Here is a 26,152-nt window from a genome sequence, read left to right on the forward strand (position 1 = left end):
TCTTCGTTTCTAGCCGCTGGTTCTCTCCAGCTTCCCTCTCCCAACCCCCGTCCCTCTCCCTCACCTCCCCACTTCGATATGGTCCGTACTGAAACTACAGCTTTGTTATTGATGTTCATGTCCGCTGTGCTGGGGGCGATCACGACGGTGCTCGTCGCGGGTTGCAACCCGCCAGTCAGCATGGTGGTACCTGTGACTCTGGTCAGCACCCCGGCTGCTGGTCCCGACGTCGAAGATTCCAAGAAAGACAATACCGACGACGGCAGTGCCACGGACAACGCTGTGCAAGAATTTATCCAACCTGAGAAAGTGCTCAGTGAGGGCAAAGTGTGGCCTCAATGGGGCGGAACGCGGGTTCGCAACAACGTACCAAACGTTAAGAACTTGCCGGAGTCCTGGAACGTGGGCGATTTCGATCGCCGCACCGGTGAGTGGGATAGCGAAGACGCCGAGAACATTCGCTGGTTCTCTGAACTCGGCAGCCAAACCTATGGCAACCCGGTAGTGGCCGATGGGAAGGTATTCGTGGGCACCAATAACGGTGCCGGGTACCTCAAACGCTATCCATCGAACGTCGATTTGGGTTGCATGCTTGCCTTTGACGAGTCGACAGGCGACTTTCTGTGGCAGCACAGCAGTGAAAAATTGATTACTGGTCGCGTCCATGACTGGCCCCTGCAAGGACTCTGCTGTGCCCCACTGGTTGAAGGCGATCGGATGTGGTTTGTGACCAGTCGCGGGGAAGTTCGCTGTGCCGACACCGAAGGTTTTCACGACGATGAAGATGACGGCATCGTCGACCCTGAGCCAGCCCGCGTGGCTGATCTCGTCGATAGTGGAGATAGCAGCGACTTTGAGGACACTCTCCGGATGCTCAGCGAGGGCGAGCTCAGTGAGCCCCTGCGGAAGCTGATTGCCGATGGGGGTAGCGAAGCGAGCGACGACGTGAAAATTGAGTCGGTTGCCGAAGGCAAAGCGTGGAAGGCAACCGGCACCTTCGGTGGCGTGAAACGCGATCTATCGATCAAGCTGATGGGGCCGAAGATCTCCGTCTTCAAGATGTTGGGTGTCGATGACAAGCGAGATGCAGACGTCATCTGGGTATTCAATATGATGGAGGAACTCGGTGTCAGTCAGCACAACATGTGCTCCTGCAGCGTGACGTCCTATGGCGATCTGCTGTTCGTCAACACGAGCAACGGGATGGATGAGTCGCACATCAACTTGCCCGCCCCAGAAGCCCCGAGCTTCATCTGCATGAATAAAGACACCGGCAAGGTGTTATGGACGGATCGTTCGCCCGGCGGCAACATCCTGCACGGACAGTGGTCCAGTCCCACAGTTGAAGTGCTGGGTGGCGTACCTCAAGTCTTGTTCTGCGGCGGCGATGGCGTGCTTTATAGTTTCCGCGCCGATGCCGGCAAGGATGGAAACCCAGAGGCCCTGTGGGAATTCGATTGCAACCCCAAGACATCAAAATGGGTGCTCGGCGGCGAAGGCACACGAAACAACCTGATCGCGACACCCGTTGCCTATGACGGATTGGTGTATGTCGCCGTTGGCCAGGACCCAGAACACGGTGAAGGTGAAGGTCACCTATGGTGTATCGATCCTACCAAGCGAGGTGACGTTTCGCCGCAACTTGCCGTCAAGATTGAAGGCAGCGAACGCACCCCGATCCCGCGCAAACGCATTCAAGCTGTCGAGCCTGAGAAGGGCGAAGCCGCGGTCGATAATCCCAACTCGGCCGTCGTGTGGCATTATTCTCTCGCTGACCAAAACGACGATGGCGAAATCGACTTCGAAGAAGAGATGCACCGCAGTTGTGGAACGGTGGCGATCAAGGACAACGTGCTGTATATCGCCGACTTCTCCGGATTGCTGCACTGCCTCGATGCTAAGGGCAGCCCCGACGGCACCCCGATCGTCCATTTCACCTACGACATGTTCGCCCAGAGTTGGGGTAGTCCCCTTATCGCCGACGGCAAAGTCTACATTGGTGATGAGGACGGCGACGTTTGCGTGTTTGAGTTCGGTGCCGAGAACAAAGAACCCATGGAAGAAATAAACATGGGCAGCAGCGTGTACAGCACCCCCGTGGCGGCTGATGAAACCATCTTCATCAGCACCAAGGATAAACTGTTCGCGATCGGGCTCCCGAAGGAATAAGCCCGTCGGGTGCCTGACGTCTTACCGACATGTCAGTTTCTCATTTGACTTGTCGGCAGGGCAGGGCAGGGCAGGGCAGGGGGCAGGCTCGCGCAGCCCTGTGCCGGAGTGAGGTCGTGTTTGCAGGCAATGTACTGGCACGTGGGGGCATCCGTCGCACATCGCGGGCATTGTCCCGCGTTCACCGGTAAAACGCTGGCGGATTGGCAAATGTGGCGAACTGGTATCTCCGGTTCGCTGCGGGGAGGTATTAGTACCGACGCACCTTCACCAACAGCACCGCGCCGATACTCCCCAGCACGATATTACCCGTCCATACTCCATAGGGCGGTAGATCGCCTGTTTTTGCTTGGTCCAGGCCCAACAGAAACAGGGGGTAGTAGATTAAGATGATGGGAAGGAAGCACATGCCGAACGTGGTCCAGTAGTCGCTGGTCTTTGCCAAAATCGCCAGCGGGGCGCCGACAAAGACGAAAAAGAAGCAGGTGAAGCCTTCGGCCCAGCGACGCCAGGGCTCGGTTTTCAGACGCGTCAATCGAGTTTGACTGGCGTTGAGTGCCGCATGGATGCCTTGGGCCTTGGACCCTCCAATCGTCTCGGGACGCGATTGTATAAGGGCAAAACCCGTGAATGCTGCTAATTGGCCCACAGCCGCGTGGGTGGCCTCGCGTTGATGTGATTTCTGCCGGCGGATCAGTCGCAGGGGCAGTTCACTGGGGCTTTTAACGGATGGATCTTCGTCAGCCAACGTGTTGCCCAGCGGAATTTCGAACGTCGACTCGCCTGGTAAAGTACCACCGAAGCCACGACCCCGAACGACTTTGCTATCGACTAGTTTGAGTACCAACGCTTGACGCTCTTCATCCATGACGAGTTGACCCTCGCTCGCCGTCACCTCGAATGCCTCGTCGCCGCGTCCGCGTACGACCACGGTCGGGGAGATCATCCGCCGATCTTTGATTTCGCGGACATGGATTGAAAATCCGTGATCCGATGTAAATGAATGTTGAGACTCGAGCACCTTGTAGGCAATGTCCTCGACCGACAACAGCACCACCCGTTTCACTCCAGGTTTGCCCCATGAGACTGCCGTATCACTACAGAAAACCGCTAACGGACTGAGCAATGCCGCAAACACCAGCGCGGGCTGTAGCAGGCGCAGTGGCGAAATGCCAGATGATTTGACGGTACTGACTTCACCGTCGGCTGCCATTCGGCCGTACACGCAGCAGACAGAAAAGAGTGCTGTTGCCGGCACAGCGTGTTGCAGCGAAATCGGGATCGCGAAGGGCAGCAGATGCAAAACTGCCATCGGACCGAGGCCCTTGCGGATCAGTTCACGGGCAACGGCGATCAATAGGATGATGGTCGTCAGCACCACCAACGCGATCACAAAGATTCGGAGAATCTCCCACAATATCGTACGCGTTAGTCGGGTTGGAATCACGAGCGAATGAGTGGGCGTGGGGAATGATGGTGGGAATGCCAACGCGATCGGCTCAGTCACATGTTTCACGTCTTGGGTGTGAAACACGGTGGCACGAGATCCCAAAGGTGATCGCGATGAATGGTTTGTCGTAGCAAATCCTCCACCTCGAGCGACAGAGCGTTAATCTGTGCGGGTTTTGCGGGTCGCTCCGTGGGCAGTTCGTGATCAACCAGGACAATCGGCAGAATCGGCACGGCCCGCGTGTGACTCCATCCGATGAGATGAAAGCACTGAGGCAACCGCCGAGGTTCGTGCCGTCACCTGAGGTCATTGTTCATGAATCATTCACCGCAGCCCGCCTGTCACTGTCGACGCGCCAAGATGGTGTTGACTCGCGCCATTTTGGGTGGTGCGATGTGTTTCGCGTGCGGGAATCCGCTGATCGCCGATGAGAAACTGCCGCGGTCGCCGAGGACAGTACTGGACACCATTGCAACACCGATGCCTCCAGCAACATTGACCTCCTCGGTCCGACTGCGATTACCTCGGCCGGAGGCCGATGCGGCGTCGCATGCGGTCGTCTCGCCGAGCCGATGGGCTGATCTTTCTCGAGACCATGCCCGCAATGGATCGACGAATCCACGATACGCGGTCAGTCCCACATCTGCGGATTCAGATCGCCAACGGGACGTCGTTCCGAGTATCACGCCGAGCGTGCATGTGGGCCCCGACCGGTCAGCTTTCATTCCCGAGCCGTTCAACGCAGTCCGTCGGGATAGCGGACGGCTCACACAAAAACCTCTCCGTCCGGTCCGTCTCCCGCCGACAGGATATTTTGACGAATCGATGCTCGGAGAGACGCGTATTGCTACCGGGCCGGATCGCCCGCGCCCGTGAGTATCACCGACCTTTAGTCACTGGGACAGTGGTGCGCCGATTCGGCACGCTGTTTCGATTGAGATATCGGAACGCGGAAAGATTGAGGTTGCTGGTCCGCAAGGCTGTCGCGATTGGTTGGGTAGTGACGGTCCGGCCTATTGTCAGGCTACCGCTATGGAAATGTTGGCTGCTGTGCGGCTTCCCAGTCCAAGCGGGCTCATCGGAAGACGGACGAAGTGCCGATAGATCAGTACCAGCGGCAACCTCCCCGGCGCCGGCCCCCCCTACTCAGGACGAGAGACAAGATGGAAAAGGAAGTCAACGTTTTGGCCCTAGTCAAAGGCGAAGAGAAATTCATCTTTTTGTTCGATGATGACAATCGTGACGAGACGCTGCGGCAGCTCGCGCGTTTTGCTGCCAATCCTGAGCTGGATTTCTCTTGGTATGACGCCGCCATGTTGTCTCGTAAAATTCGCGAATCGGTATTCACCGAATATGACGAAGTCGGTGCTAGCGAAGAGTTCGACAGTATCTCGATGGATGATTTCGCATAGCATCGGGTCTCAGATCCGAGCGTAGGGCGGGCGTCCTGCCTGCCTCGACGGGATTGACGCCTGTTCTACGGGAAAGCCATATCATGCCGCGCGCCTCTCTTTCGACGACGATCACTCGGTTTTTGAGATACATGGCCACTGAGCGCAACGCTTCGGACCTGACGATCAAAGCCTACCGGGAAGATCTCATCGGGTTCGCTCAATGGATCGGCGGCAGCGATGATGTCGGCACGTCGGTAGACGCGTTGACACCATCCCACCTGCGTCAGTTCCAATCCGCTCTGCAGCAAGCGGATTACGCCAAGAGTACGATTTCGAGAAAACTCGCTTCGCTGCGGAGTTTTTTCAAATTCGCCATGCGCGAGGGTGCCACGAAAACGAATCCGGCTAAGCCGCTGCGCAATCCACGTCAAAATCGTAAGCTACCGCTGGTGCTTTCAGATTGCGAAATTGGACGTTTATTGACGGCCCCGTCGGCGCACGATCCTGCGGGCCTGCGCGACCGAGCGATTTTAGAAACGATGTACTCGGCTGGACTGCGAGTCAGCGAATTGGTGGGGCTGCGGGATGGCGACCTCGATTTCTCACAGGGTATTACTCGCGTGCGTGGGAAGGGCCGCAAGGAGCGGATCAGCCCCCTGGGTTCCTACGCCATTGAAGCGATCCGCACGTATGCGGCGCGGCGCACTCGTTCGGCGAAGGCGGAGATGCTAGGCCAGGCTGCGCCTGTGTTTGTCAATCGCTTCGGCAATATTTTGACCACCCGCAGTGTTGGCCGGATGCTCGACAAGTACATCGCTGCGGCCGAACTCGATACCCGCACCAGTCCGCACACTCTGCGGCACTCCTTCGCCACCCATCTGCTCGATCGGGGTGCTGACATTCGTAGCGTGCAGGAACTGCTAGGGCACAAATCGTTGACGACCACTCAGATTTACACGCATGTTAGTGCGGTGAACCTTCGTGCGATTTATGAGCAGGCGCACCCTCGGGCTCAATGAATTCATCTCCGAGGAAGACGATTACGCCAGTTTTGACGTCATACATGGCACCTACCACTTTGATCTGACCGGTTTCGGCCGCTTTGCGAATAACGGTACTGCGCTGGAGTATTTCATCGACAGTATGCAGGACATTGCGTTTAGCAACATCATCGACGTAGGTCTCCAGTTCATCCGGGGCGAGACGACCGAGGGAATCGGCGGAGTGCCCCTGAATGCTCGGTGCAATCTCGTTGACGATCGCTTGCAGGTGTTCGCAACCGGTCATGCTCTCGGCATCCTGATTATTGCAGACGAGGTTCACCGACGAGGTCACCGCTCCGCAGCGGGTATGGCCGAGCACAACGACCAGTTTGACTCCTGCCACCCCGACGCCAAACTCAAGGCTGCCGAGCGATTTCGTGCCGATGACGTTGCCCGCCACTCGCACGCTGAAAATGTCGCCCACGCCAAGATCAAAGACCAGTTCGGTGGGGACCCGCGAGTCGATGCAGCTCAAGACGGCGGCAAACGGATTTTGACCGGCGGCTGTTGCGCCAACTTGCCGCCGCAAATCGCGACTCAGTCGATTGCCATTGACAAAACGGTGGTTGCCTTCTCGCATGATGGAAATCACTTGGTCAGGTGTGATGCTATCCTGCACCTCGCGGGTCGTATAATTGGCAAACTGCGCCTCGTTTTTGACGTGATATTTGGATCTGAATCCAACCAGGTTCACTAACACACCCCGCGCCGGCCCAGTCGTATGGGCGAAGTCGCGAATGAGGCTCAGCACGTCGGGATCAATGTAATCGGATTGATTTGCGTCAATCGTTAAGCGGCTTCCTGGTTTGGCATCATCGACCACATTTTGAATCGCCGCGCGATTAAGAAAGCTGACTTGATTTGCCAATTCAATGTAGGTGACGTCGCCTTCCAGTCGAGGTTCCACCGTACGCCGAATGGGGCGGCGCAGGTTGCTGTTGAGGATGAACAGCACTGCGACTCCCAACCCGATCAAAATGCCAATCAGAAGATCCGTCAACACGATCGCAACAACCGTCACGATGAACGGAGAGAATTGATACCGCCCCTCGTCCCACATTTGTCGAAATAACGTCGGGCTGGCCAGTTTAAAACCGGTCACCAGCAGAATCGCCGCGAGTGCTGAGAGCGGGATCATATTTAGATATTGCGGCAGCAGTGCGACGCTGAGCAGCAGCAACAGACCGTGAAAAAAGGCAGATTTTTTTGTCTGACTGCCTGCATTGACGTTCACACTCCCGCGTATGATGACCGACGTCACGGGCAATCCACCAATCAGTCCGCAGACCAGGTTGCCACAGCCCTGGGCGACCAGTTCGCGACTCGCTGGTGAGTTTCGTTTTAGGCGATCGATTTTATCGACCGCTTCGAGATTCAAGAGTGTCTCCAGTGAAGCAACAACGGCAATGGTAATGGCCGCGAGGTAGATCGATGGGTTGCTAAACTGCGTGAAGTCGGGGAGCGTCAAGAAACCAGCAAACTCCGATAAACTCTTCGCAATCGGGATCTCAACGAGGTGGTTCGTACCGATCGACCACGTGTCGCCCCAGCCACTGAACCATACGCTCAAGCCAACCCCCATTAAGACGACCAAGAGTGGTGCCGGGACCAAGGACTTCTTCAGCACCTCGATACGATCCCACAGAAGCAAGAACGCTACCGACAATAGGCCAATCACCATCGCACCCACGTGGATGCTGCCCGCGAGTGTTGCAAACAGTTCCGAAAACGTGTTTTCCTTGTCGAATTGGAAGAACGACATGTCTCCTTCGGGGTCTAGATCGTGACCGAGGACATGCGGTATTTGCTTCAGGATCAAGATCACGCCAATCGCAAACAACAATCCCTTGATCACACTGGAGGGAAAGAACGCGGAGAGCGCGCCGCCTCTGGCGATTCCAAAACCAATTTGAATCAGCCCGGCGATGGCGACCGCCAGTAGGAAGGCATCGAACGACCCCAACGTCGCAATCTGCGCCGCCACGATCGCGGTCAAGCCCGCAGCGGGGCCGCTGACGCTCGTGTGCGAACCGCTGATGACGGCCACCACCAGCCCACCGACAATACCCGCCAGCAGGCCCGAGAATAGCTCAGCGCCAGACGCCAGTGCGATGCCCAGGCAGAGTGGCAAGGCGACAAGAAATACAACTAAACCGGCGACCAAATCATGGATGAGGGTGCTGGTCGAAGTTGGCGGGGTGTGTGTCGTCATGGATCGGTATTCTGGAATAGAGGGGAATCAGCTGTACCGGTGCCTGGATGAGTGCACACGCAACACCTGCGACGAAGACAAGTGGATAGACGAAGCTTCCGTGCGTGCATTGCGAGTTCGTCGCTGATCACGCTGGTATCACGATCAAGAATTGCGAAGTGAACCAAGACAATCACGGGTATCGCGATCTTAACAGCGAATCGGGGCCAGCGATCCATTTCTCTGACAATGCCCCCCGATCACTCAAGGAAATACATAAATCGTTGATGCTCAGCTGGACGTTCGACCCGCAGAACATCACGCGGCGGACTCGGGACAAGCAACTGGCTGAAGGTGTCAAACGCAGCATTCTTGCCATCGAAAGGAAGACTAGACAGGGAGGATTCTACTCGGCCCTGCCACCGAGGGAAAGTAGAACCACAGGGCCATCCCCGAAGGTTCCCACCTGTACTTTGCAGTCAGAATACACGAAGCTGCTGACTTGCCTTGTGACAGTCGTCGATCATGAGAAATATTTTAAATAGGAATCCTTACCTCCATGTCCAAACACAACCAACCCAACCACGGCCATGATCACTCCCAGGCGGCAGATCACTCCGCAAAATCAGGGAAAAAGATCCATCACGACTGGCGGTTTTGGACCGCCATTGTGCTGATGTTGTTGGCGATGGGCGCGTACGTCCTGTCTCTGGATGAGGCGGTGCGGCCTGGCGGAGTTGATGAACCGCAGGTGCCCATGGCCGCAGAGTGATAGCCGCAGAGTGATAGCCGCAGAGTGATGGCCGGTTTGTCGGGGCGTGCGTTCTGAGCTTGTCTTTCGCATCGCATCGATCCATTCGAATGCATTTGACTGAGACAGCACCAGGCATACGGGATCAGATGTTTGTCGAGAATTCGGTGGGAACACGGGTACGTCCATTTCACGGTCCCGCTAGGACTCGGAGTGGACTGCCATCTCTGGCAACATCAGCAGCGATCCGGTGAGGAAGCAGATCGCGCCCTGAAGTGTGAATGCAGTCGCGATGGACGCGATTTCAGGATGGGGTGAACCGGGCAGGACAATGGAAAGCACCGCCGACACCATGAAGCCGACGCAACCGGCGAGGTTGATCAACACAACCCACCAAGAAATGTTATCCGGCTTCCAAGCCCAAAGCTGATGACAGGTCTCGATGAAGGCCAAGTATCCCGATGATAGGAACAGTATCGAGCCAGCAAAGTCAGGAAGCCAGATCACAAAATCCTGCTCAATCCAACTCAGGCCAGGAACAAGCGCGTCGAAAGTATTGAAATTGAATAGGATGGTACCGATGAATTGCAATGCACTGCTCATCCACCCGATGTCGCCAGGGCGCCATCCAAAGAGTTTTCTGCGGGCTGTTGATGAAGAGAGATGAACGTTCGGGGGAATCACATTGGCGGCCTGGAACAATTGCAGGTAGGCCGCTGTCGTGAATGCGATCGAACCGACAAAGTAGATGATGTTGATCTCTCTAGCATCGAGCGCGAATGCTCGGGCAACTGTTGGTGACAATACCAGCAGGCTGGCTAGCGTAAAGAGCATCGAGCCGGTGGCGAAAATCGTGCCGATCCACCAGTTCAATTTTCGCGGAGACCACAAGCAGCGACACAGCGTCGACGCGAATCCTTCCGCCCCCACTGCTACGCCAACGAGCAAGCCTTTGCGGTGGTGTCGTGAACTCCAGATATGCGTGCTGCCATCGGAGTCGCCGAAGACTCGCTGGGTGATAAATGGCCATGGGCCGCGTTCATCCACGAGACTCCGAGATGGTTTCATCATTGTGGACTCTGAATCAGCGATCGTTGCGACTGTCGGTAGCAAACCGGTGCGGACCATGCAAATCAAGCGGCGGTGAGGCCGTCAATGAGATCCTCGACGCGTGGTTCGTATCGGCTACTTGGTGGTAGTCTACAATCGATCGGAACGAACTGTTCCAGGACCTAACATTTTCGCCGTAAAGGATAGATAGATGCCACTTCATGAGAAAGAGTCCGTGCGTGAGAGTCTCGCCGATGACGTTTACGCGTCCAGCGATCTTGCGGTTGGAATGCCGAAGTACAAGATGCCGGAGCATGAGCACGATCCCCGTCATGTGTACACCGTGGTGCGTGATGAATTGATGCTCGACGGGAACGCGAGACAAAACTTCGCCACCTTCTGCCAGACATGGGCGGAACCGGAAGTCCGCACGTTGATGAACGATTGCATGGACAAGAACATGATCGACAAAGACGAGTACCCGCAGTGTGCCGAAATCGAATCTCGCTGTGTGCACATGCTATCGGATCTATGGAACTCACCCGCCGCCGCCAATACGCTGGGATGCTCAACCACCGGCTCGAGCGAAGCGGCCATGCTCAGCGGAATGGCGATGAAATGGCGCTGGCGCGCAAAACGCAAAGCAGCAGGTCAACCGATCGACAAACCCAACATGATTTGTGGACCGGTCCAAATCTGCTGGCACAAGTTCGCCCGCTACTGGGATGTCGAACTGCGTGAAATTCCGATGGAGCATGATCGTTTCATTATGTCGCCTGAGGAAGTGCTCAAACGTTGCGACGAGAATACGATCGGCGTGGTGCCCACGCTCGGCGTTACGTTCACATGCCAGTACGAACCGGTTGCCGAAGTCGCCGCAGCCCTTGACCAACTTCAGTCGCAGACGGGGCTCGACATCCCGATGCACGTCGATGGCGCCAGCGGCGGCTTTCTGGCACCGTTTTGTTCACCTGATCTCGTATGGGATTTTCGGATACCGCGAATCAAGTCCATCAATGCCTCAGGTCACAAGTTCGGCCTCTCCCCCTTAGGCGTGGGTTGGGTGATCTGGCGCGAGAAGCAAGATCTTCCCGAGGACTTGGTATTCCATGTCAATTATCTCGGCGGTGATATGATCGACTTCGCCCTTAACTTCTCACGACCAGGGGGATCTATTGTCTCTCAATACTACAATTTCCTGCGTCTTGGCAAGGAAGGATACCGCAAGGTGCATACAGCCTGTTATGAAACCGCACAATTCCTAGCCCGTGAAATCGAAAAGCTCGGCCCCTTTGAAATTCTTTATGGTGGCGAGATCGACAAGGGAATTCCAGCGCTCTGCTGGAAACTGAAAGACGAATACGCCGAAAACTATACGTTGTACGACTTCGCTGATAAGCTTCGGGCGCGAGGATGGCAGGTGCCCGCTTATTCGATGCCCGCCAACCGCCAAGATTTGGTGATCCAGCGGATTCTCGTTCGCCACGGAGTCAGCCGTGATCTGGCCGGTCTCCTGCTCGATGACATGAAGCGTGCGATTGACTTCTTCGAAAAGCATCCGGTGCACGCGTTGATGACCGCTGACGAAGCGTCCGGTTTCCACCACTAAGCTGGTGCTTGTGTTGCGAAACTAGAGGTCAGAATGAGTCGCTACACGACGGGCAGCAATAACGGTTTGACCGCCCAACTCTCGTGCCGCCCCCTCGTGCGGCGATTTCATGAGTTGCCAACGCAACTGGGGGATCACGTCCTGGGCAGCATGCGATCGTCCTTGTCGGGACTATCCTGGATTTTAGGGAATCGAGGCGGTTAAGAAGGGGCGTGCAAATGCAACGAACGCAAGGTGTCGGATGAGCCCGATAAACCTGGATGGATCTTCAATCTCCGCCGGGCAGGGACTTGGCAGTGTGTCGCCAAACGACCCAAGTAAGTTTTGCGGATGAATCCGATTCGGTCCTGACCATTACCAATGCACCGGCGCGCTGTCCTGCTTGCAACCACCACGCCCGAACCGCCAGGTCGATCCAAAACCAACCCAGTAGCTCTCCACCGAGCCTGTGGAGGTACCAAATGTCTGGGACGCACGGAACATGCCACCAGCGAATAGATCGAGATCGACTCCCGGCAAAATGTCCGTCAGACCAATACCGCCACTGATCCGATGTTGGTTGATATTTGGGAACAACGCTTGGACATAATCAACCCCGGCTTGTGGCGTGATCGGACCGAAGCTTGGCGCTACGATGTCTCGCGAGGCGTTATCGGCGTAGACATAACCGGCGCGGAGTTTGGCTCCTCGATCGGTGGTGTATTGAAGCCCGCTTTGCACTGCAAATTGATCTTCCCACATGGCACCGAAAAAGTCGGTGTCTGACCAACGGAAATACATGAAATCGACCGCCACGAGGAGCTTGCCATCGAGCAGGGAGGTATCGGCGATTCCAAGCCCATACTTGTTCGGCAACGATACCTTGAAGTCTTGGAAGGGCTGGCCTTGACCGCCGAGGCGAACGAAGTTGTCGAAATTGAATTGTTGTTTGGTGTGCCAATAACCGCCGATCGTTGTTGCCTCTCGAAGTTCGTAGGTCAGCCCCAATGCAGCTCGCAAGTTATAGGCGGGGGTGGAAGAACTAATTCCGGCAAAGATCCCGTCCATCGAGGCCGATCCGACGGTACCTTGGAAACCGAGCGAGAGCCGATCGGTCAATTCGACTCCTGCTCCTATCGCGGTCTGCAAGACCTGCATTTCGGCTGCGGTGCCGTTGCTGGCAATGACTTGGTTGTAGTTGGAGCCGAGTCCGGAAGCAGTCAATAATCCCAGACCCACGGTGGCCGGAATTCCGAGTGCGGTGAAGTCTTGAGTCACTCCGATATTGCCAACGATCGAGCCCGGCCGCTGTGACTTCGCTTTAAATGGCTCAATGGTGCCACCGGCGAGAGGCGTCGTCGTTTCCAGATTGAGCGTGGGTTCCACCCATCCGCCACTGAAACTGAATTGTGTTCCCTTGAATTGAGACAGAGTTGCCGGGTTAAGGGCCAACGTCGTTTGCAAATCTTGGGGTCGAGCGATACCGGTTCCCCCCATTCCACCCGAAGCAGGCAGCATGCTGGCCTGGAGTTCCACTCCATATGCCTGGCCAAAACTCTGCTGGGGCGTCATCGCATGGCAACAACACGCGATCGCTGCTGCAATCAACAAACTTTTTTTAAATAGCATACCTGGCACTCCCTTGCCCGTGGGTGATCCCCGGCCAGCTCTGTATCCTGGGTAGGGTTTGATCAGAGCATCGACCCACTGCATGTCGCCTTTCCAGTGAAGTCGATACAAAACGAACAAGCGGGGTGATCTTCGCCCTTTTATCCCGGACCACCCGCTCAACCCGAGGAATCGGACTTTAGTCGTTCGCGGAATGGTAGCCAGACGGCTCCGTCCGTCTGAGCTGGTGCGCGGTCAGTTGGACTCCATGAACCGAGTGACAATCCCGAGATTGCAAATGAATGTTTTGGCGCAGGCTGGTGCCCCATGAGCCCCAAACGCGACGAGATTTGACGGGCATCACCCGTTTGCCGGCCTTGGTCGCACACATTTCCACAGGCCAGTTCACGCTACTTCAGCAGTTCGACTTCGCTTGGCCGCCAAGTCTTGTTGAAGAACGGTTCGAGCGGGCTGTAGAGCCGTAGGCAGGGGATGAAGCCTTTGCCAGGGATAGTCTGAATCCAGTTGCCGCGTTTCACTCCGGCGGGCTGCTCGGGGCCGAAATAGATGGTGGTGGAACCGTCTTCATTAGAATCCGCAGCTGGCGACGGGTAACTCTGGCTGCCAGCTCGCGGGTATCGCTGCGGCGTGTCGAGCATCGAGCGGGTCATGGTGTCGTAGAGCGTGAAAGACCAAAATTTTTCGGCGGGAATATCTTTGGGCAGAGTAACCTTGTAGGTCTTCGCACCGTCGCAATAATTGTTTTCGGAATCCACCATTGTCCACAGATATGTCGACCCGATGCCAGGCAACCGCATGGCCATGGCCGGGGTGATTCCGGTGACGCCGTAGAAGAAGGCTTCACGCGCGTCGAGTTGTCGGAAGCCGGTCGTCGGGAAAGGTTTGACGCCCTCTTTGGTGATCAAGGGGATCGGCGTCTCGAATTCGTAGCCGGTAGCGAACAGCATGTTCTGCCAATTGGCGTCCTCGTAGTAGTACCAGGAACGATCGCGGGGGTTCATGAACAAGCTGCGCGACGTCGCGTTGGCGACAGCCAGTGCTTCGGTGAGAATTTTCTTCATCCGTGCGTCGGGTGCGAACGGTTGGCCTTTGACGATGCCGATGGCGGCGATCGGACCCATCAACTCGGGATCGAGCGAGGTAGCCGGTTCCTGCTGCACGACTTCGTTGAGCATCTCGTAGTACGTCCAGTCGTTCGGCGGGAGGGTGTTCATGACCTTGCCGCTGCCTTCATGGAATACCGTCGCGGGAGGAGGACTGATGGGACCGAGTTTGGCCCGGCCCGCCAGAAATTCCGCGATGGCTGTGCCGACACCGCCGGGATTGTAAGCATAGACCTTGGTGAACTGCTTGATGCGCTCGACCACTGGCTTAGGATCGTTGCCGTCCTGCAGAAATGCGCGGGCAAACCAGATGCCATGGGTGGTCTTTGAGTGGGCGACGTTAAATTCGCCCGCTGGTAAGACACCCTTGTAGTTCGGGGGCACGATCAGATATTTGCCCCCTTGGCCGCGGTCTGGACCGGGCAGTCCCATATCGATGACCCAGCGGAACCAGGCGTCCTGGACCGTGCCGAGCACCTGCGGGGGCACCTCGATCACCATGGGACCTTTGGAGAGGTCGAGGCCGCCGATAATGTAGATCGTGTCGGCGTTGGCCGTCAGGAAGAGTGACTTGGCATCCATCAGTTCGGAAAAGACGATGACCTCGTTGTCTTTCGCACCCACGCTGGCAATACCCTTGCGGACGGCATGGATGCTGACGCCTTGCAGAGTATCCGAAAAGGCGCGGACAGCATGTGAGAAGTCCAGATGGTCATAGACCTTTTCGAGGGTTTCCTTGCTGGGCTGCCCGTCATGGAATGCGAGCGTGCCAATGCGGGTTTCGACCTGGTCCGGCGTTGTGACCGATGGTGGGACGCTCGTTTGAGTGTAGGCGGAAGCCGCTGCGAAGGCGCTCAACAAGGCACCCGCAAGAAATCTGCGGGCGTTTCGAGTGTTGCCAGTTTTCATGGTTTTTATTCGGGCTGTAGGATTAGAAAAGTTGGTGGTATCGCTGCTGAATCCGCAGGCCCACGTGATGAGCCAACGCCTGTGGTTCAAAAGCAAATCCGTGTTATTTGGCCTTCAAGATGGCCGATTGCGTTGAAGTGCCTTCGCCTGAAGGGGGCTTCGATTTTTCAGCCAGTATAGCTGTATGATGTGACCGATGCTGTTCAAGAATCAGCGATAATTGTGTGGAATCAGAGCGTGACGAATCGGACCCGGAAGTCTGCTCTTTCATCATGGACCCTTGATCGGTTTCCAACCTGCACAGAAACATCATCGTTGCAATTGACGCGATATCGCGAGTGCGGATTTCCATTGGTTGGGCGCCCAACGGATTCCTTGCATGGTCACCACCCCGTTATTACACGGTGGATTACGATCCAAGCTGTACCAACCACGCCGATCAAGCCACCAAGTCCGCCAAGTCAATCGAGCACCGATATCGCGACTGACCTGACCCACCCACACCGATTGACCTTCAAATCGCATCGGTGTCAGCCACAACCGAAGGTGCAATCGCTCGTTGATCGAATGACGAGTTCGTTGGAGAAATCCCTTCGGGATGAAAATCTATAGTTGCAGAATAAAACCGCCGTCACGGAATGCTGCGTCAATACTATAAATTGATCAGCCCAGGCTAACGCCCAAATGGCTAATCAGAGCGGCGTTGTTGGATCAGTCGCTCGGGTGGCCCGAGCTGCTGATCTTCCGCTTCTGAGCCTGGATCTGCTCCATCACCTGGGCCAGGTTGTAGGAAGGCGGTGCCTGCATCGGCGGGAACTCAACGAAGGATTCCAAGTGCCGCAGTGCGATCCCTTGGCCGATCGGCAGGAGGTTCCAATCGTAAGCGTATGCAGTGCTCGGCGAAGCCAGGGCACCTTGCATGGACGCTGCCGACTTCTGCCAAGCGCCGACCGCCTGTTCAAACGGATCACGCTTGATGTTGTCGATCAGAGTCCAGGAGTAGGTTTCGAGACCCATCAGCCAACCGTCAGGACCCGGCTTAGCCATCGAGTAGTAGAACTTCCAGTTCTTGTATCGCACAGCGGAGAGCGTGGCACCGGAGTAGTAGATGAACGTCTCGCGAGCGGACTTGTCGGTCTTGTTCGTGAGGTAGTCGATCTGGTTGATACCAGCGAGTTTCGTCTTGACGAAGTTTGGGTACTTTCCGGCTTGGATCTGCTTGTCGAGACCGTCGCCCTTGGGGCCACCTGCAATCTCGGTCAAAGTCGGCATCCAGTCGTAGGAAGCGAACATCTCTTTATAGAGCGTGCCGGGCTTGATATGGCCAGGCCAACGGACGACGCAGGGAACGCGGTAGCCGCCTTCCCAGGCTTGGCCCTTCTGGCCCTTGAATGGTGTCACACCACCGTCCGGGAAAGTGATCGCCTCGGCTCCGTTGTCGGTCGTGAAGACGACAATGGTATTGTCCAGTTCGCCCATGTCTTCGAGCTTCTTGAGGACGTAGCCAATATTGTCGTCCATCTGCTTCATGCCAGCTTCATTGGCACCCCAGTCTTTGCCGCCGACTTCGCCGATCATGGCTTCATACTTCGGCGAGAGCACGGTGGTGACGTGCATGCGCGCGGGGTTGTACCAGCAGAAGAATGGTTTGTCGGTCTTCTTGGGATCATTACGATCGAGCCAGTCGATGACCTTCGAAGAGATCTCTTCGTCGATCGTCTTCGAACGCTCAATCGTGAGCGGTCCGTCGCCGGAGACCTTCTGGTTCTTGAGCGTTCCGTCCGAGGAGGTGCTCGAGATGAGTGGTCGCGGTGGGATCAACGCGATGTGGGTCTTCGGGTCCACGGAGCCTGGAGGCGGCGTGAGGCCTTCGATCGGAGTGTTGAGCCCCGGAGGAGTGATGCCCTGTTCGGTTGGCGATTTGTTAATATCGGGGAAACTCACCTGCTGCATCGCGTCGAGGTGATAGAGGTAGCCCCAGTATTCTTGGAAGCCTTGGGCCGTCGGCAGCGATTGGGCGTGGTCACCGAGGTGGTTCTTTCCGAACTGCGCGGTCGTGTAGCCTTGGTTGAGCAGGATCTTGGCGATCGTGGGTGTGCCGTCACGCAGCCATGCCGGGCTGCCTGGAAGCTGGGGAACGGTAAGTCCGACGCGGATCGGCTCCATGCCCGTGAAGAACGCACAGCGTCCTGACGTGCAGCTCTGCATGGCGTAGTAGTCCATGAAGCGGCCACCCTCGGCGGCGAGGCGGTCGATGTTAGGAGTCTCCCCAACCATCAGCCCCTGGTGATAGGCACCGACATTCATGATGCCGATATCATCGCCCATGATGAACAGGATGTTGGGTTTTTTGTCCTGGGAGAACGCGGGCGCGCTCAATCCTATCAAGACGATTGCGGCCAGCCCAACATGGGCCCAGCCAGGGAAACGTCGTCGCGTGTTCTTCATGTCACTACTCTCGTCAAGCAAGGGAAACCCGCAGGCTCCCAACGATTGAGAGCCGTGATTAGCTGGACAGAAGTCTACCGACTGGTTTCGTCAACGCTATCAAATTCACTCTCCCCACCAACCAGATAGTGCGAAATACTCATCCGGTACTCGCCCGACATCACCGCTGAATCATTCTCATGACAAGCGATAGGACTATGGTTAAAACCAGGCTACCGATGATTGAGATGTGCAAATGAAAGAATAGGTTGAGCGCAATGAGGACGGCGACGAACACGCCAAGTTGCACAAACACATTTTTGTTCATTAATCCAATTCCGAAGGTTGAGGGAACGCCTTGCTGCCGCCCCGGTAGGGCCGCGCTGGTGTTTGACAAACTATACCGGGGACTTTCTGGGCTGTTGGTATAATCGACTTGGGTGACGCCACGGTGAGTCGAGGGCCGTGAGGCTCTGAGCATCTGGCGAGCCCGATTGCTTGCGCGTCTCGGCTCACTCAATCAACAGCCTGTTTCGTTGTCGTCAGAGTGTTGCCGTCCCGCTCGGGACTGTTCGTCATCGTTGGCGAATGAGTCTACTCCTACGAATACTCGCGTTCCCAGGGGTAGCTACTCGCTCGCCCGATTGTTTCGCGTCGCCGCTTCGAGTTTTTTGATGTCGTCTGGTGACAGTTCCGGGCGATCCATTTTGAGCGTCAGCTTGTTCAACGTGCCGGTAAATTCGAACGGGATTTGGTAATCCGTGTCGTCAACGGGCGTTCCAGTATCGCTTGCGATGTCGAAAGTCTCGTCCCACTGCAAGATCAGCGGAATTGTCTTCTCCATTTTTTGTGTGGCGACTTCTCGACCGTCGACTTTGAGGATGCCCGTACCGCTGCGGCCGATCCCGCTCATACTATTGAACGCCAGCGTACCGTCGCCCAAGCCATCGTATTGGAAATCGAACTCAATAGTATGTTTGCCAGGCGCAATCTCCTCGTGGCCTTCCCAGCGTTGACGATCGAGGTCCACCAAATTCCACAGAAATACGGGTTTGCCTTTGAGCAGGTAAAATCCGTAGCCGCCGAATCGTCCGCCTGAGGTCAACAGGATTCCTTCAGCACCACCGTCGGGGATCTCGACCTCCGCGGTGATGGTGTACGACGTGTTCAAGATCAACGGAGAGTCTCCTTGGGGGACACCCGTCATCGGTACCCTGTAGACAAACTCGGTACGTCCAGCGGTGATGTTTGGTCGCGGTGAGACCAGCCGAGTCGCCACTGAAGCGTCGAGCGGTAGAACTTGATACTTTTCTGCCTGCTGCAAGAAGAGCTTTTTCATCTCGGCAAGCTTGGCGGGGTTTTCAGCGGCAACGTCATGGAACTGTGTCCAGTCGTTGTTGAGGTCGTATAATTCCCACGTCACGTTTCCGTAGGGATTCTGATTGACCGGGCCGACGATTTGCCACGGCGGACGGATGACCTTGGTGCTGGCGATCCAGCCTTCGTGATAGATGGCGTGATCGCCCATCATCTCGAAGTATTGCGTTTTATGAGTCGAAGGCGAGTCTGCGTTCTCCTTCGCGAAAGTATATGCAAAGCTGACCCCTTCCATCGGTGCTTGGGGAATCCCATTGACCTCTTGCGGCGCAGGGATACCGCAAACTTCCAAGATGGTCGGCACGACGTCGATCACATGATGAAACTGATCTCGGACGCCCCCCTCGTCGTCGATGTGTCCCGGCCACGAGACGCACATCCCCTGCCGGATGCCGCCGAAGTGCGACGCAATTTGCTTCGACCACTTGAACGGCGTATCCAACGCCCACGACCATGGCACTGCCATGTGGTTGTATGTTTCGTCGCTGCCCCACACGTCGTAGAACTTGTCCAACTGCACGTCGACGGGAACTTCGACGCCATTGAACGAGGCGACTTCATTGGGTGTTCCTACGAGCGTGCCCTCGACGCTGCCGCCGTTATCACCACTGATGTAAACGATGATCGTGTTGTCAAGTCTGCCGATGTCCTCGACCGCTTGAATCACGCGTCCGATCTCATGATCAGTGTAGGCGAGATAGGCGGCATAGACATTCACTTGGCGGATGAACAGCTTCTTTTCGTCAGCAGTGAGGTCTTCCCACTGCTTCAACAAGTCATCCGGCCAAGGCGTCAACTTCGCGTCCTGGGGAATCACGCCAAGTTTCTTCTGGTTGGCGTAGATCGTTTGACGCAGTTCATTCCAACCCTCATCGAACAAGTGCATGTCTTCGATCTTCTTTATCCACTCCGGCGTCGCATGATGTGGGGCGTGCGTGCCTCCCGGGACGTAATAGCAGAAGAACGGCTTGGTAGGATCAATCTGGTCGATACGGTTCATCCAAGCGATCGCATCGTCGGCTTGGGCAGTGGTCAGGTTCCAGTTAGGGTTGCCCACGTAGGGATAAATCGGCGTGGTGTTGCGATATAAATTGGGCTGCCACTGACTCGTGTCACCTCCGACGAATCCGTAGAAATATTCAAATCCCATGCCAATCGGCCACTGGTCGAAAGGGCCGACTTGGCTCGCGGTGAATGTCGGCGTGTTGTGGTTTTTACCAAACCAACTTGTGGCAAATCCATTGTCCAGTAGCGTCTGGCCAATCGTGGCTTTGTCCTTGGGAATGATGCTGTTGTAGCCAGGAAAGCCTGTCGATTGTTCGGAAATCACCCCGAAGCCCACCGAATGATGGTTCCGTCCGGTGATCAAGGCCGCGCGCGTGGGCGAGCAGAGCGAAGTGGAATTGAAATTCGTATATCGCAGCCCGCTATTAGCAACGCGATCGAGGGCGGGCGTGGGAATGACACCGCCGAAGGTGCTCGGGGCGCCGAAGCCAACATCGTCGGTCATGATCAGCAGCACGTTGGGCGATTCCTTGGGCGGCACCACACGCGGCGCCCACCAGGCTTTGGACTGCGTCGCGTTCTTCTGAATGGTTCCACCGAATTTGGGGTCGGGGGCGGGGATTTGGTTTCCTGGGATCGTGGTGGTGGCACTCGGCGAGCCAAGCGTACCGGTGGTTTCGCTCTGCGCCCTCGCGAATGGCGCCAACACGATCATGGTGAACACGACGATCCCGTTGAGCAGGATGTGTCGATTGATATTCATGGTCAGAAACCTTTGTGTGGGCAGCGGTGTTTCATTTAACGTTGTGGTCTGTCGCAGATCCACCACGGGCCACCGTCTGTTATGTCGAACGAATGTGAATGCCTGCTGAGTCAACTTTGGTGACGCCGGGCGGGAACCAGTTCCGGGCGGTGCTGTCCACGCCGCTGGCGTAGCCTCCATGATACAGTGTATCCGGGTTGACCGTCTTCATTGCCTGCATGCCAGATCGCCGGTACTCACCTCGTCCAATGCACTTTATTTCAGCAGTTCGCAGTCGCCCGGCAGCCATTCTTTGGAGCAGAACGAATCCAGAGGACTGTGGAGCCGAGATATTGGGAAGAATCCCTTGCCATGATGGGCCCCTGCAGAACATGTTGCATCGCCGCACCATTCGGTTCCTAAATCTGCCTGCGGCTACCACCAGAACGTAGGCACTTGTCGAATCGCGGAAACAAATCGTTGGACACTGAAGTGAGCCGTTAGAACCTCCGCCGCACTCGTCCGTCGGACGAGCCTGTTGAGTGGTCTTAAAAACCTGACCTTCCGGGTTACTTTGCAGGTATTGCTTTCAACCAACCATCGTCGCACAGCAGTCGCCGTCTGGCTGCGTTTGGAATGTCCGCGGCTCGCTCGATCGGTAACCACCGCTGCGCCCATTCGGGTTCGTGTTCCTGCACCGGCAATTGACTGGCGGCCGCCAACAGAATCTCGACGTGTTGATTGCGAAAATCAGGGTCGCGCAGCAGTCGATCGAACCAGCTCTCTGTCGCAAATTCTCCACGCGCCTGGTCGAGCTCATCGATCCAATATTGATGACGCGAGAGAATCGGTTCGGGATGCCGCTCGGCGGCAATTTGAAGCAAACCCCCATTCGCGAATAGTTGTCCAACCCGACGACTTCCCATTGCAACGGTCAGCGGGATCGAAAGCAACCAACCCAAGATCACCGGTGCGAACCAAACTAACCACAGAGGTTGCCAGGCTGCCAAGCCAATCAGCAGGATCAATCCTGCGAGTGTCAGCTTCCACATTTGAGCGGTTGCTTCGGACCATGTGACGGCGGTCTCACCACGCTGTTGGGCATTCCATTTGACGGTCTGTCCCGCCAGAATTGAAATGACAAATCGCGAATGGTACACCGCGATCAGAGGTGCGAAGACAGTTGATATTAAGGTCTCCACGATCGCGCTGCCGACAATGCGGAGTCCACCGCCGAGTCGCTCGCGGAGCGGTCGCTGCAGCAGTACTGCGATGATCGCCAGCACCTTGGGAAGCAGGAGTAGCGTCATCGAGGCGATGAATAAGCCCACCGCGATGGGTGTAGATCGATCGCCCGACGACCAACTTCCCGTGCTCTGATTCCATACCGCCGCGGCCAAACACGCGGTCATGAACATCAGCCACAGCGGAGCGGCGACATACGACAAGATGCCGCTGAAGAAGTGCATTCGTGAGAGAGGATGAATTCGATCGGCGAGCAAGATCCGCCAGTGCTGCAGGTTCCCCTGGCACCAGCGTTGGTCCCGCTTGACGAAATCCAAAATGGTTGTTGGGCACTCCTCGTAACTGCCGCCCAGATCATTGGCAAGTCTGACCTTGAAACCTGCCCGAACCATTAACGCCGCTTCCACGAAATCGTGACTCAATATTTCCCCGCCGAGGGGAGCGGCACCCTGCAGGATCGGCAGTTGGCAATGTCGCATGAACGGGGCAATCCGCAGAATCGCGTTGTGACCCCAATAGTTACCTTGATCGCCAGCGAAACGGTCAAACCCTTCGGCAAACGTGGATCCATACACGGCCGCAGCAAACTGCTGCATCCGCGCAAAGAGTGAGCGACGGCCGACGGGAACGGGCGGCACCTGCAAAATTCCCAATTGGCGATCCATTTGCATTCTACGAGCCATTTCAATCATGGTCTCGGCGGTCATCAAACTATCAGCATCCAGGACAATCATGAACTCATAGTGGCTGCCCCAGTTTTCGCAGAACTCAGCGATATTGCCTGCTTTACGGGCATCATTGCGGGAACGGTGCCGGTAGAAAATACCAATCTCATCGGAGGCGGGATCCGCCGCAGAATTGCGAAGCTCGTGGAGTTTCAAAATCTCCGACCAACACCATTCTTCCTCCAGCCAAACATCGGGATCGGTGGTGTCAGAGAGTACGAAGAAATCAAATTTAGAAATCTCCCCAGTGGAGAACGACGCATCCTGCAACTGCTCCCGCATCGCGGCCACGGCCGCAAACACTCGCGTCGGAGACTCGTTGTACACCGGCACCAAGATTGCAGTACGAGTTGGCTCAGCGGTGCTCTCAGGAACATCCGGTGCGGACGATGGTTCTTCCGGCAGAATCCCGTCCCGCTCGCCGCCACTTCGCCAGCGCCGCATGGGAGGGAGCTGGTAGAGAAAACCGAAGGTTCCCAAGCTGCATGAAAACGAAATCCACGTGAATAATATTGCAAACAGGGCAAGACTCACCGTCTCCATCGGATTGGTACCCCCGTCGGCCACAACGATTTGGTAGCAAGCGATGCAACCGAGGGTGCTCAACAACACTGTCGTTGACAGGACAAGGTAACGAAGGAGCATTGCTGAGCGGGCGGGATCACCCGAGACGCGATGATTCATAGCGGACAGAGAAATAGAGGTGAAAAGGGTGCCGTGACGTCGCCGCGGCATAGAACAAGCGGCATAGAACAGCGGCAGCGGCACCGCGGCGAGGAATCACCGCGACGAGACCTACCCGGTGGAAACGAGCGCAGTGCGTCGACCCACCGAGATCACCGATCGCGAAGTCGCTGGTTTGACGACTGACCGATTGGCAATGTCAAGATTCGGTACAGCGTTTGTCCGCCATCAATTAAAGGTTTTGTCCACCATTGCCATCGCAGGACCTTAATCATTTCAATTGGCTCAGCGCGATGCATCTTACGACGCACGATCGTGGGCACACTTCGCAAATGCTGACGGTTGACGGTGTTGTTGGAGTAGGTGTCCAGTGCGATTGGTTGGAACGCCACCGGATGATTGTCGGTCATGAACATGGATATGTTCCTGTATGCTGAGAGAAAAGCTGAGTAGCAAGAAGAGGAGTAGGGCAAGTCGCGGCAAGGATCCGATGAATCCGGGTCACTGACTCACTTCACAGTCAAGCTGTATCAAACGACGTGCCAGAACTGCGTTGCGGTCCCCCGCCACAGCAGACTTGTTGCTTGGCGCCACCCTTAAAATCCAACCTTCGCTTTTTAGTGCTGGTCAATCTCACCTTGCGCGAATCACGAGGTGGAAATCGTCCGCGGATGAATTTCTCGCAAAATACAGTGCAGAGCGCGGTCTCAGTGTTCAGCAGCGAACGGTGAGCATTCATCGGTGCCGTTGTGGTCGCTAAACGGATAGCCCCGCCAGAAATCGACGCGAGTTGCGCATTGAATTGGCGATGGGTGCCGGAAAGTTAAGCGGCACGCGCGCTGGCGGGTCCCATTCGAGATGAGCAATTCAGTAGGCTCGGGACCATTCAGAGCGTCGATCGAGTCCACGTCAGGCCGGTAACCGCCTGGTGATCTACGAATTCGACGGGCCAGCGAAGTCGGCCAGTTCGTCCCTCCCTGGCGTATGGGTCAGGATTCGGGCAGCGCTGGCAACGGAATCCACCGCCCGTCGATGATGGCTGTCATTTCAACCGACAGCGGCCGGGCAATTTGATGAATTAGTGGTGCAAGATTGTCCTCAGTATGCTATATTGAGGTGTCTTTGCTACCCCTGAAGTAGTATCCGAGGGGCCTCTCCTCAGTATGTTTAACGTCTATATCCGTCGATTCTGCAATGATGCTTCGAACCAGCGCAATGACGCGCCGTCGCTTTCTTTCTGGTGCGGTGGCTGTATCCGTGCCCATGCTGACTGGAATTTCCGCCAACGACAGTAGTCGCCATTTGATGCCCAGCACCGATTCAGACAACACGATGTCCAGGAGGACTCACGCTGAACGATCCGAACCTGAAGACGCATTCCTAACGGATTTGCGTACGCATTGTTATCGCTATTTTTGCGAAGCGGCGGACCCAGCGACGGGACTGATTAGCGATCGCGGACGAAACGACGGCCGAGGATTCAGTGAGTATGCAAGTTCTGCGGCATGTGGATTCGGCTTAGCGGCCTACGCAATTGCTCCTTCGTCAGGACTTGATACTTTCGATCGGGCCCGTGAGCGTTCACGGACGCTGCTACGTTCGCTGCTCGAGTTGGCTGAGCACCATAACGGATTCTTATATCACTTCATTGGTCGCAGTGATGGCGGTCGACGAATGAATTGCGAGGCATCCACCGTCGACACCGCCTTGATGTTGGCGGGGGTGATGTGCTCGGAGACGATTTTCGGTGGGGACGCCGAAATCGCGAGTCTGTGTCGAGAGTTGATGTCTCGTACCAATTGGCAGTCGATGCTGGACGAGAGCAACTTGTTGTCGATGGGATGGTCACCCGAGCAGGGTATGCTGCCGTATCGTTGGGATCGTTTTAGTGAGTTAACAATTTTAGTACTGTTAGCCATCGGGGCGCCGCAGCATGCGATCGATCCCGTCGCATGGCAAGCATGGCGACGTGACAAGATGCTCACCTTTAACGGACAATCGTTTCTTTCTTATCCGCCGTTGTTCGTGCATCAGTATCCGATGGCGTTCTTCGATTTCCGCGGTATGAAAAGCCCCAGCGGTAGAAGCTACTGGCATAATTCGGTGACCGCACACCTAGCTCAGATCGACTTTTTGGAAAGGTTATCACGCCGCTACCCAGCGGAGTTTGGGCATTACGGCAGATCGCTATGGGGAATCACTAGCAGCGACTCCGCGACGGGGTACCGAGACTGGGGGGGACCTTATGAAGATGATCGTAGCGAACCAGACCGCGGGATCGATGGGACGGTGGTCCCGAGTGCCGCAGCGGGCGGACTGGCAATCGTGCCCGAGCAGGCGATCTCGACATTAAAGTACCAGCAAGCACAGTTTGGTAGCGAAATCTATGGTCGCTACGGGTTTGCTAACGCCTTCAATCCCGCGACGGGTTGGTCCGGCCCCGACGTGATCGGCATTGATACAGGGATTTCGTTGTTGATGGCTGAAAATCTTCGTAGCGGTGGCGTGTGGAGCGCGTTCATGAAGCATCCCGTCGCCCAATCGGCCTTGGAACGGGCGGGATTCACTCCAGTCTAAGGTGTTCACGGTTCGACCTGCGTGCTTGGCAAACAAACCGGGGACGCATTGCTGCAGATCGGCACTGAAAATGCTTAGGATGGCGGGCGTTTC

General features: G+C 56.2%; 17 protein-coding genes. 7 read left to right on the forward strand and 10 right to left on the reverse strand.

Translation table 11 applies throughout. The features are described 5' to 3' along the window. Positions 1–78: 78 nt before the first annotated feature. The gene (locus tag Poly21_RS05255) at positions 79–2,169 is read left to right on the forward strand and encodes an outer membrane protein assembly factor BamB family protein (protein ID WP_146405880.1); all 2,091 of its coding nucleotides are present in this window, start codon (positions 79–81) and stop codon (positions 2,167–2,169) included. A 250-nt stretch (positions 2,170–2,419) separates the two neighbouring features. On the opposite strand, the gene Poly21_RS05260 is transcribed toward Poly21_RS05255, so the two are convergent. Beyond that, on the reverse strand, positions 2,420–3,703 hold the full coding sequence (locus tag Poly21_RS05260; RefSeq protein WP_302117644.1) for an LptF/LptG family permease: 1,284 nt from the start codon (positions 3,701–3,703) through the stop codon (positions 2,420–2,422). A gap of 231 nt (positions 3,704–3,934) precedes the next feature. Between Poly21_RS05260 and Poly21_RS27080 the strand changes: the two genes are divergently transcribed. The 3 genes from Poly21_RS27080 (at position 3,935) to xerC (ending at position 6,032) form a co-directional block, all read left to right on the forward strand. Beyond that, positions 3,935–4,495, forward strand: a complete 561-nt coding sequence (locus Poly21_RS27080) for a hypothetical protein (RefSeq protein ID WP_302117646.1) — start codon at positions 3,935–3,937, stop codon at positions 4,493–4,495. Positions 4,496–4,782: 287 nt separating this feature from the next. Next, positions 4,783–5,031: a hypothetical protein gene (locus Poly21_RS05270; RefSeq protein ID WP_146405882.1), complete on the forward strand. Its 249-nt coding sequence runs from the start codon at positions 4,783–4,785 to the stop codon at positions 5,029–5,031. Between the two features lie 83 nt (positions 5,032–5,114). After that, positions 5,115–6,032, forward strand: a complete 918-nt coding sequence (gene xerC, locus Poly21_RS05275; protein ID WP_146405883.1) for a tyrosine recombinase XerC — start codon at positions 5,115–5,117, stop codon at positions 6,030–6,032. Here the strand turns inward: xerC and Poly21_RS05280 are convergent. Next, a complete protein-coding gene (locus tag Poly21_RS05280) occupies positions 5,977–8,268 on the reverse strand; it encodes a bifunctional SulP family inorganic anion transporter/carbonic anhydrase (RefSeq protein WP_146405884.1) in 2,292 nt (763 codons plus the stop codon). The two genes, xerC and Poly21_RS05280, sit on opposite strands and share 56 nt — an antisense overlap. 538 nt (positions 8,269–8,806) lie before the next feature. Between Poly21_RS05280 and Poly21_RS05285 the strand changes: the two genes are divergently transcribed. Next, a complete protein-coding gene (locus tag Poly21_RS05285; RefSeq protein ID WP_146405885.1) occupies positions 8,807–9,019 on the forward strand; it encodes a hypothetical protein in 213 nt (70 codons plus the stop codon). A gap of 180 nt (positions 9,020–9,199) precedes the next feature. Here the strand turns inward: Poly21_RS05285 and Poly21_RS05290 are convergent, their stop codons facing one another. After that, positions 9,200–10,069, reverse strand: a complete 870-nt coding sequence (locus Poly21_RS05290) for a hypothetical protein (protein ID WP_302117647.1) — start codon at positions 10,067–10,069, stop codon at positions 9,200–9,202. A 190-nt stretch (positions 10,070–10,259) separates the two neighbouring features. Here Poly21_RS05290 and gad point away from each other — a divergent pair, with 190 nt between their 5' ends. Then, positions 10,260–11,657 carry a glutamate decarboxylase gene (gene gad, locus Poly21_RS05295; protein ID WP_146405886.1) on the forward strand — a complete coding sequence of 466 codons (1,398 nt, stop codon included), beginning with the start codon at positions 10,260–10,262 and terminating at the stop codon, positions 11,655–11,657. 354 nt (positions 11,658–12,011) lie between these two features. On the opposite strand, the gene Poly21_RS05300 is transcribed toward gad, so the two are convergent. The 7 genes from Poly21_RS05300 to Poly21_RS05330 form a co-directional block, all read right to left on the reverse strand. Further along, entirely contained in the window at positions 12,012–13,265 is a 1,254-nt protein-coding gene (locus Poly21_RS05300) for an OmpP1/FadL family transporter (RefSeq protein WP_146405887.1), read from the reverse strand. Between the two features lie 389 nt (positions 13,266–13,654). Continuing rightward, positions 13,655–15,226, reverse strand: coding sequence for a DUF1254 domain-containing protein (locus Poly21_RS05305; protein ID WP_302117649.1), 1,572 nt, complete (start codon positions 15,224–15,226; stop codon positions 13,655–13,657). Positions 15,227–15,586: 360 nt separating this feature from the next. Beyond that, a complete protein-coding gene (locus Poly21_RS05310; protein ID WP_367302542.1) occupies positions 15,587–15,883 on the reverse strand; it encodes an LssY C-terminal domain-containing protein in 297 nt (98 codons plus the stop codon). 105 nt (positions 15,884–15,988) lie between these two features. Continuing rightward, positions 15,989–17,725, reverse strand: a complete 1,737-nt coding sequence (locus Poly21_RS05315; RefSeq protein WP_146405889.1) for an arylsulfatase — start codon at positions 17,723–17,725, stop codon at positions 15,989–15,991. A 607-nt stretch (positions 17,726–18,332) separates the two neighbouring features. Then, complete coding sequence (locus tag Poly21_RS05320; protein ID WP_302117652.1) at positions 18,333–20,849, reverse strand: arylsulfatase; 2,517 nt, start codon at positions 20,847–20,849, stop codon at positions 18,333–18,335. Between the two features lie 548 nt (positions 20,850–21,397). Then, the gene (gene mdoH, locus Poly21_RS05325) at positions 21,398–23,482 is read right to left on the reverse strand and encodes a glucans biosynthesis glucosyltransferase MdoH (RefSeq protein WP_146405890.1); all 2,085 of its coding nucleotides are present in this window, start codon (positions 23,480–23,482) and stop codon (positions 21,398–21,400) included. A 152-nt stretch (positions 23,483–23,634) separates the two neighbouring features. Beyond that, on the reverse strand, positions 23,635–23,898 hold the full coding sequence (locus Poly21_RS05330) for a hypothetical protein (protein WP_146405891.1): 264 nt from the start codon (positions 23,896–23,898) through the stop codon (positions 23,635–23,637). 799 nt (positions 23,899–24,697) lie between these two features. On the opposite strand from Poly21_RS05330, the gene Poly21_RS05335 reads away from it, so the two are divergent. Then, positions 24,698–26,059 (forward strand): glucoamylase family protein, encoded by a 1,362-nt coding sequence (locus tag Poly21_RS05335; RefSeq protein ID WP_302117654.1) that lies wholly within the window; start codon positions 24,698–24,700, stop codon positions 26,057–26,059. Positions 26,060–26,152: the final 93 nt, after the last annotated feature.

Origin of the sequence: Allorhodopirellula heiligendammensis, assembly GCF_007860105.1 — a bacterium.
Lineage (GTDB): Bacteria > Planctomycetota > Planctomycetia > Pirellulales > Pirellulaceae > Rhodopirellula > Rhodopirellula heiligendammensis.

What these genes read in the sequence shown, in the direction of transcription:
- Poly21_RS05255 (WP_146405880.1), top strand. Translation starts at nt 79, where the DNA reads ATGGTCCGTACTGAAACTACAGCTTTGTTATTGATGTTCATGTCCGCT.
- Poly21_RS27080 (WP_302117646.1), top strand. Translation starts at nt 3,935, where the DNA reads ATGAATCATTCACCGCAGCCCGCCTGTCACTGTCGACGCGCCAAGATG.
- Poly21_RS05270 (WP_146405882.1), top strand. Translation starts at nt 4,783, where the DNA reads ATGGAAAAGGAAGTCAACGTTTTGGCCCTAGTCAAAGGCGAAGAGAAA.
- xerC (WP_146405883.1), top strand. Translation starts at nt 5,115, where the DNA reads ATGCCGCGCGCCTCTCTTTCGACGACGATCACTCGGTTTTTGAGATAC.
- Poly21_RS05280 (WP_146405884.1), bottom strand. Translation starts at nt 8,268, where the DNA reads ATGACGACACACACCCCGCCAACTTCGACCAGCACCCTCATCCATGAT.
- Poly21_RS05285 (WP_146405885.1), top strand. Translation starts at nt 8,807, where the DNA reads ATGTCCAAACACAACCAACCCAACCACGGCCATGATCACTCCCAGGCG.
- Poly21_RS05290 (WP_302117647.1), bottom strand. Translation starts at nt 10,069, where the DNA reads ATGATGAAACCATCTCGGAGTCTCGTGGATGAACGCGGCCCATGGCCA.
- gad (WP_146405886.1), top strand. Translation starts at nt 10,260, where the DNA reads ATGCCACTTCATGAGAAAGAGTCCGTGCGTGAGAGTCTCGCCGATGAC.
- Poly21_RS05300 (WP_146405887.1), bottom strand. Translation starts at nt 13,265, where the DNA reads ATGCTATTTAAAAAAAGTTTGTTGATTGCAGCAGCGATCGCGTGTTGT.
- Poly21_RS05315 (WP_146405889.1), bottom strand. Translation starts at nt 17,725, where the DNA reads ATGAAGAACACGCGACGACGTTTCCCTGGCTGGGCCCATGTTGGGCTG.
- Poly21_RS05320 (WP_302117652.1), bottom strand. Translation starts at nt 20,849, where the DNA reads ATGAATATCAATCGACACATCCTGCTCAACGGGATCGTCGTGTTCACC.
- mdoH (WP_146405890.1), bottom strand. Translation starts at nt 23,482, where the DNA reads ATGAATCATCGCGTCTCGGGTGATCCCGCCCGCTCAGCAATGCTCCTT.
- Poly21_RS05330 (WP_146405891.1), bottom strand. Translation starts at nt 23,898, where the DNA reads ATGTTCATGACCGACAATCATCCGGTGGCGTTCCAACCAATCGCACTG.
- Poly21_RS05335 (WP_302117654.1), top strand. Translation starts at nt 24,698, where the DNA reads ATGACGCGCCGTCGCTTTCTTTCTGGTGCGGTGGCTGTATCCGTGCCC.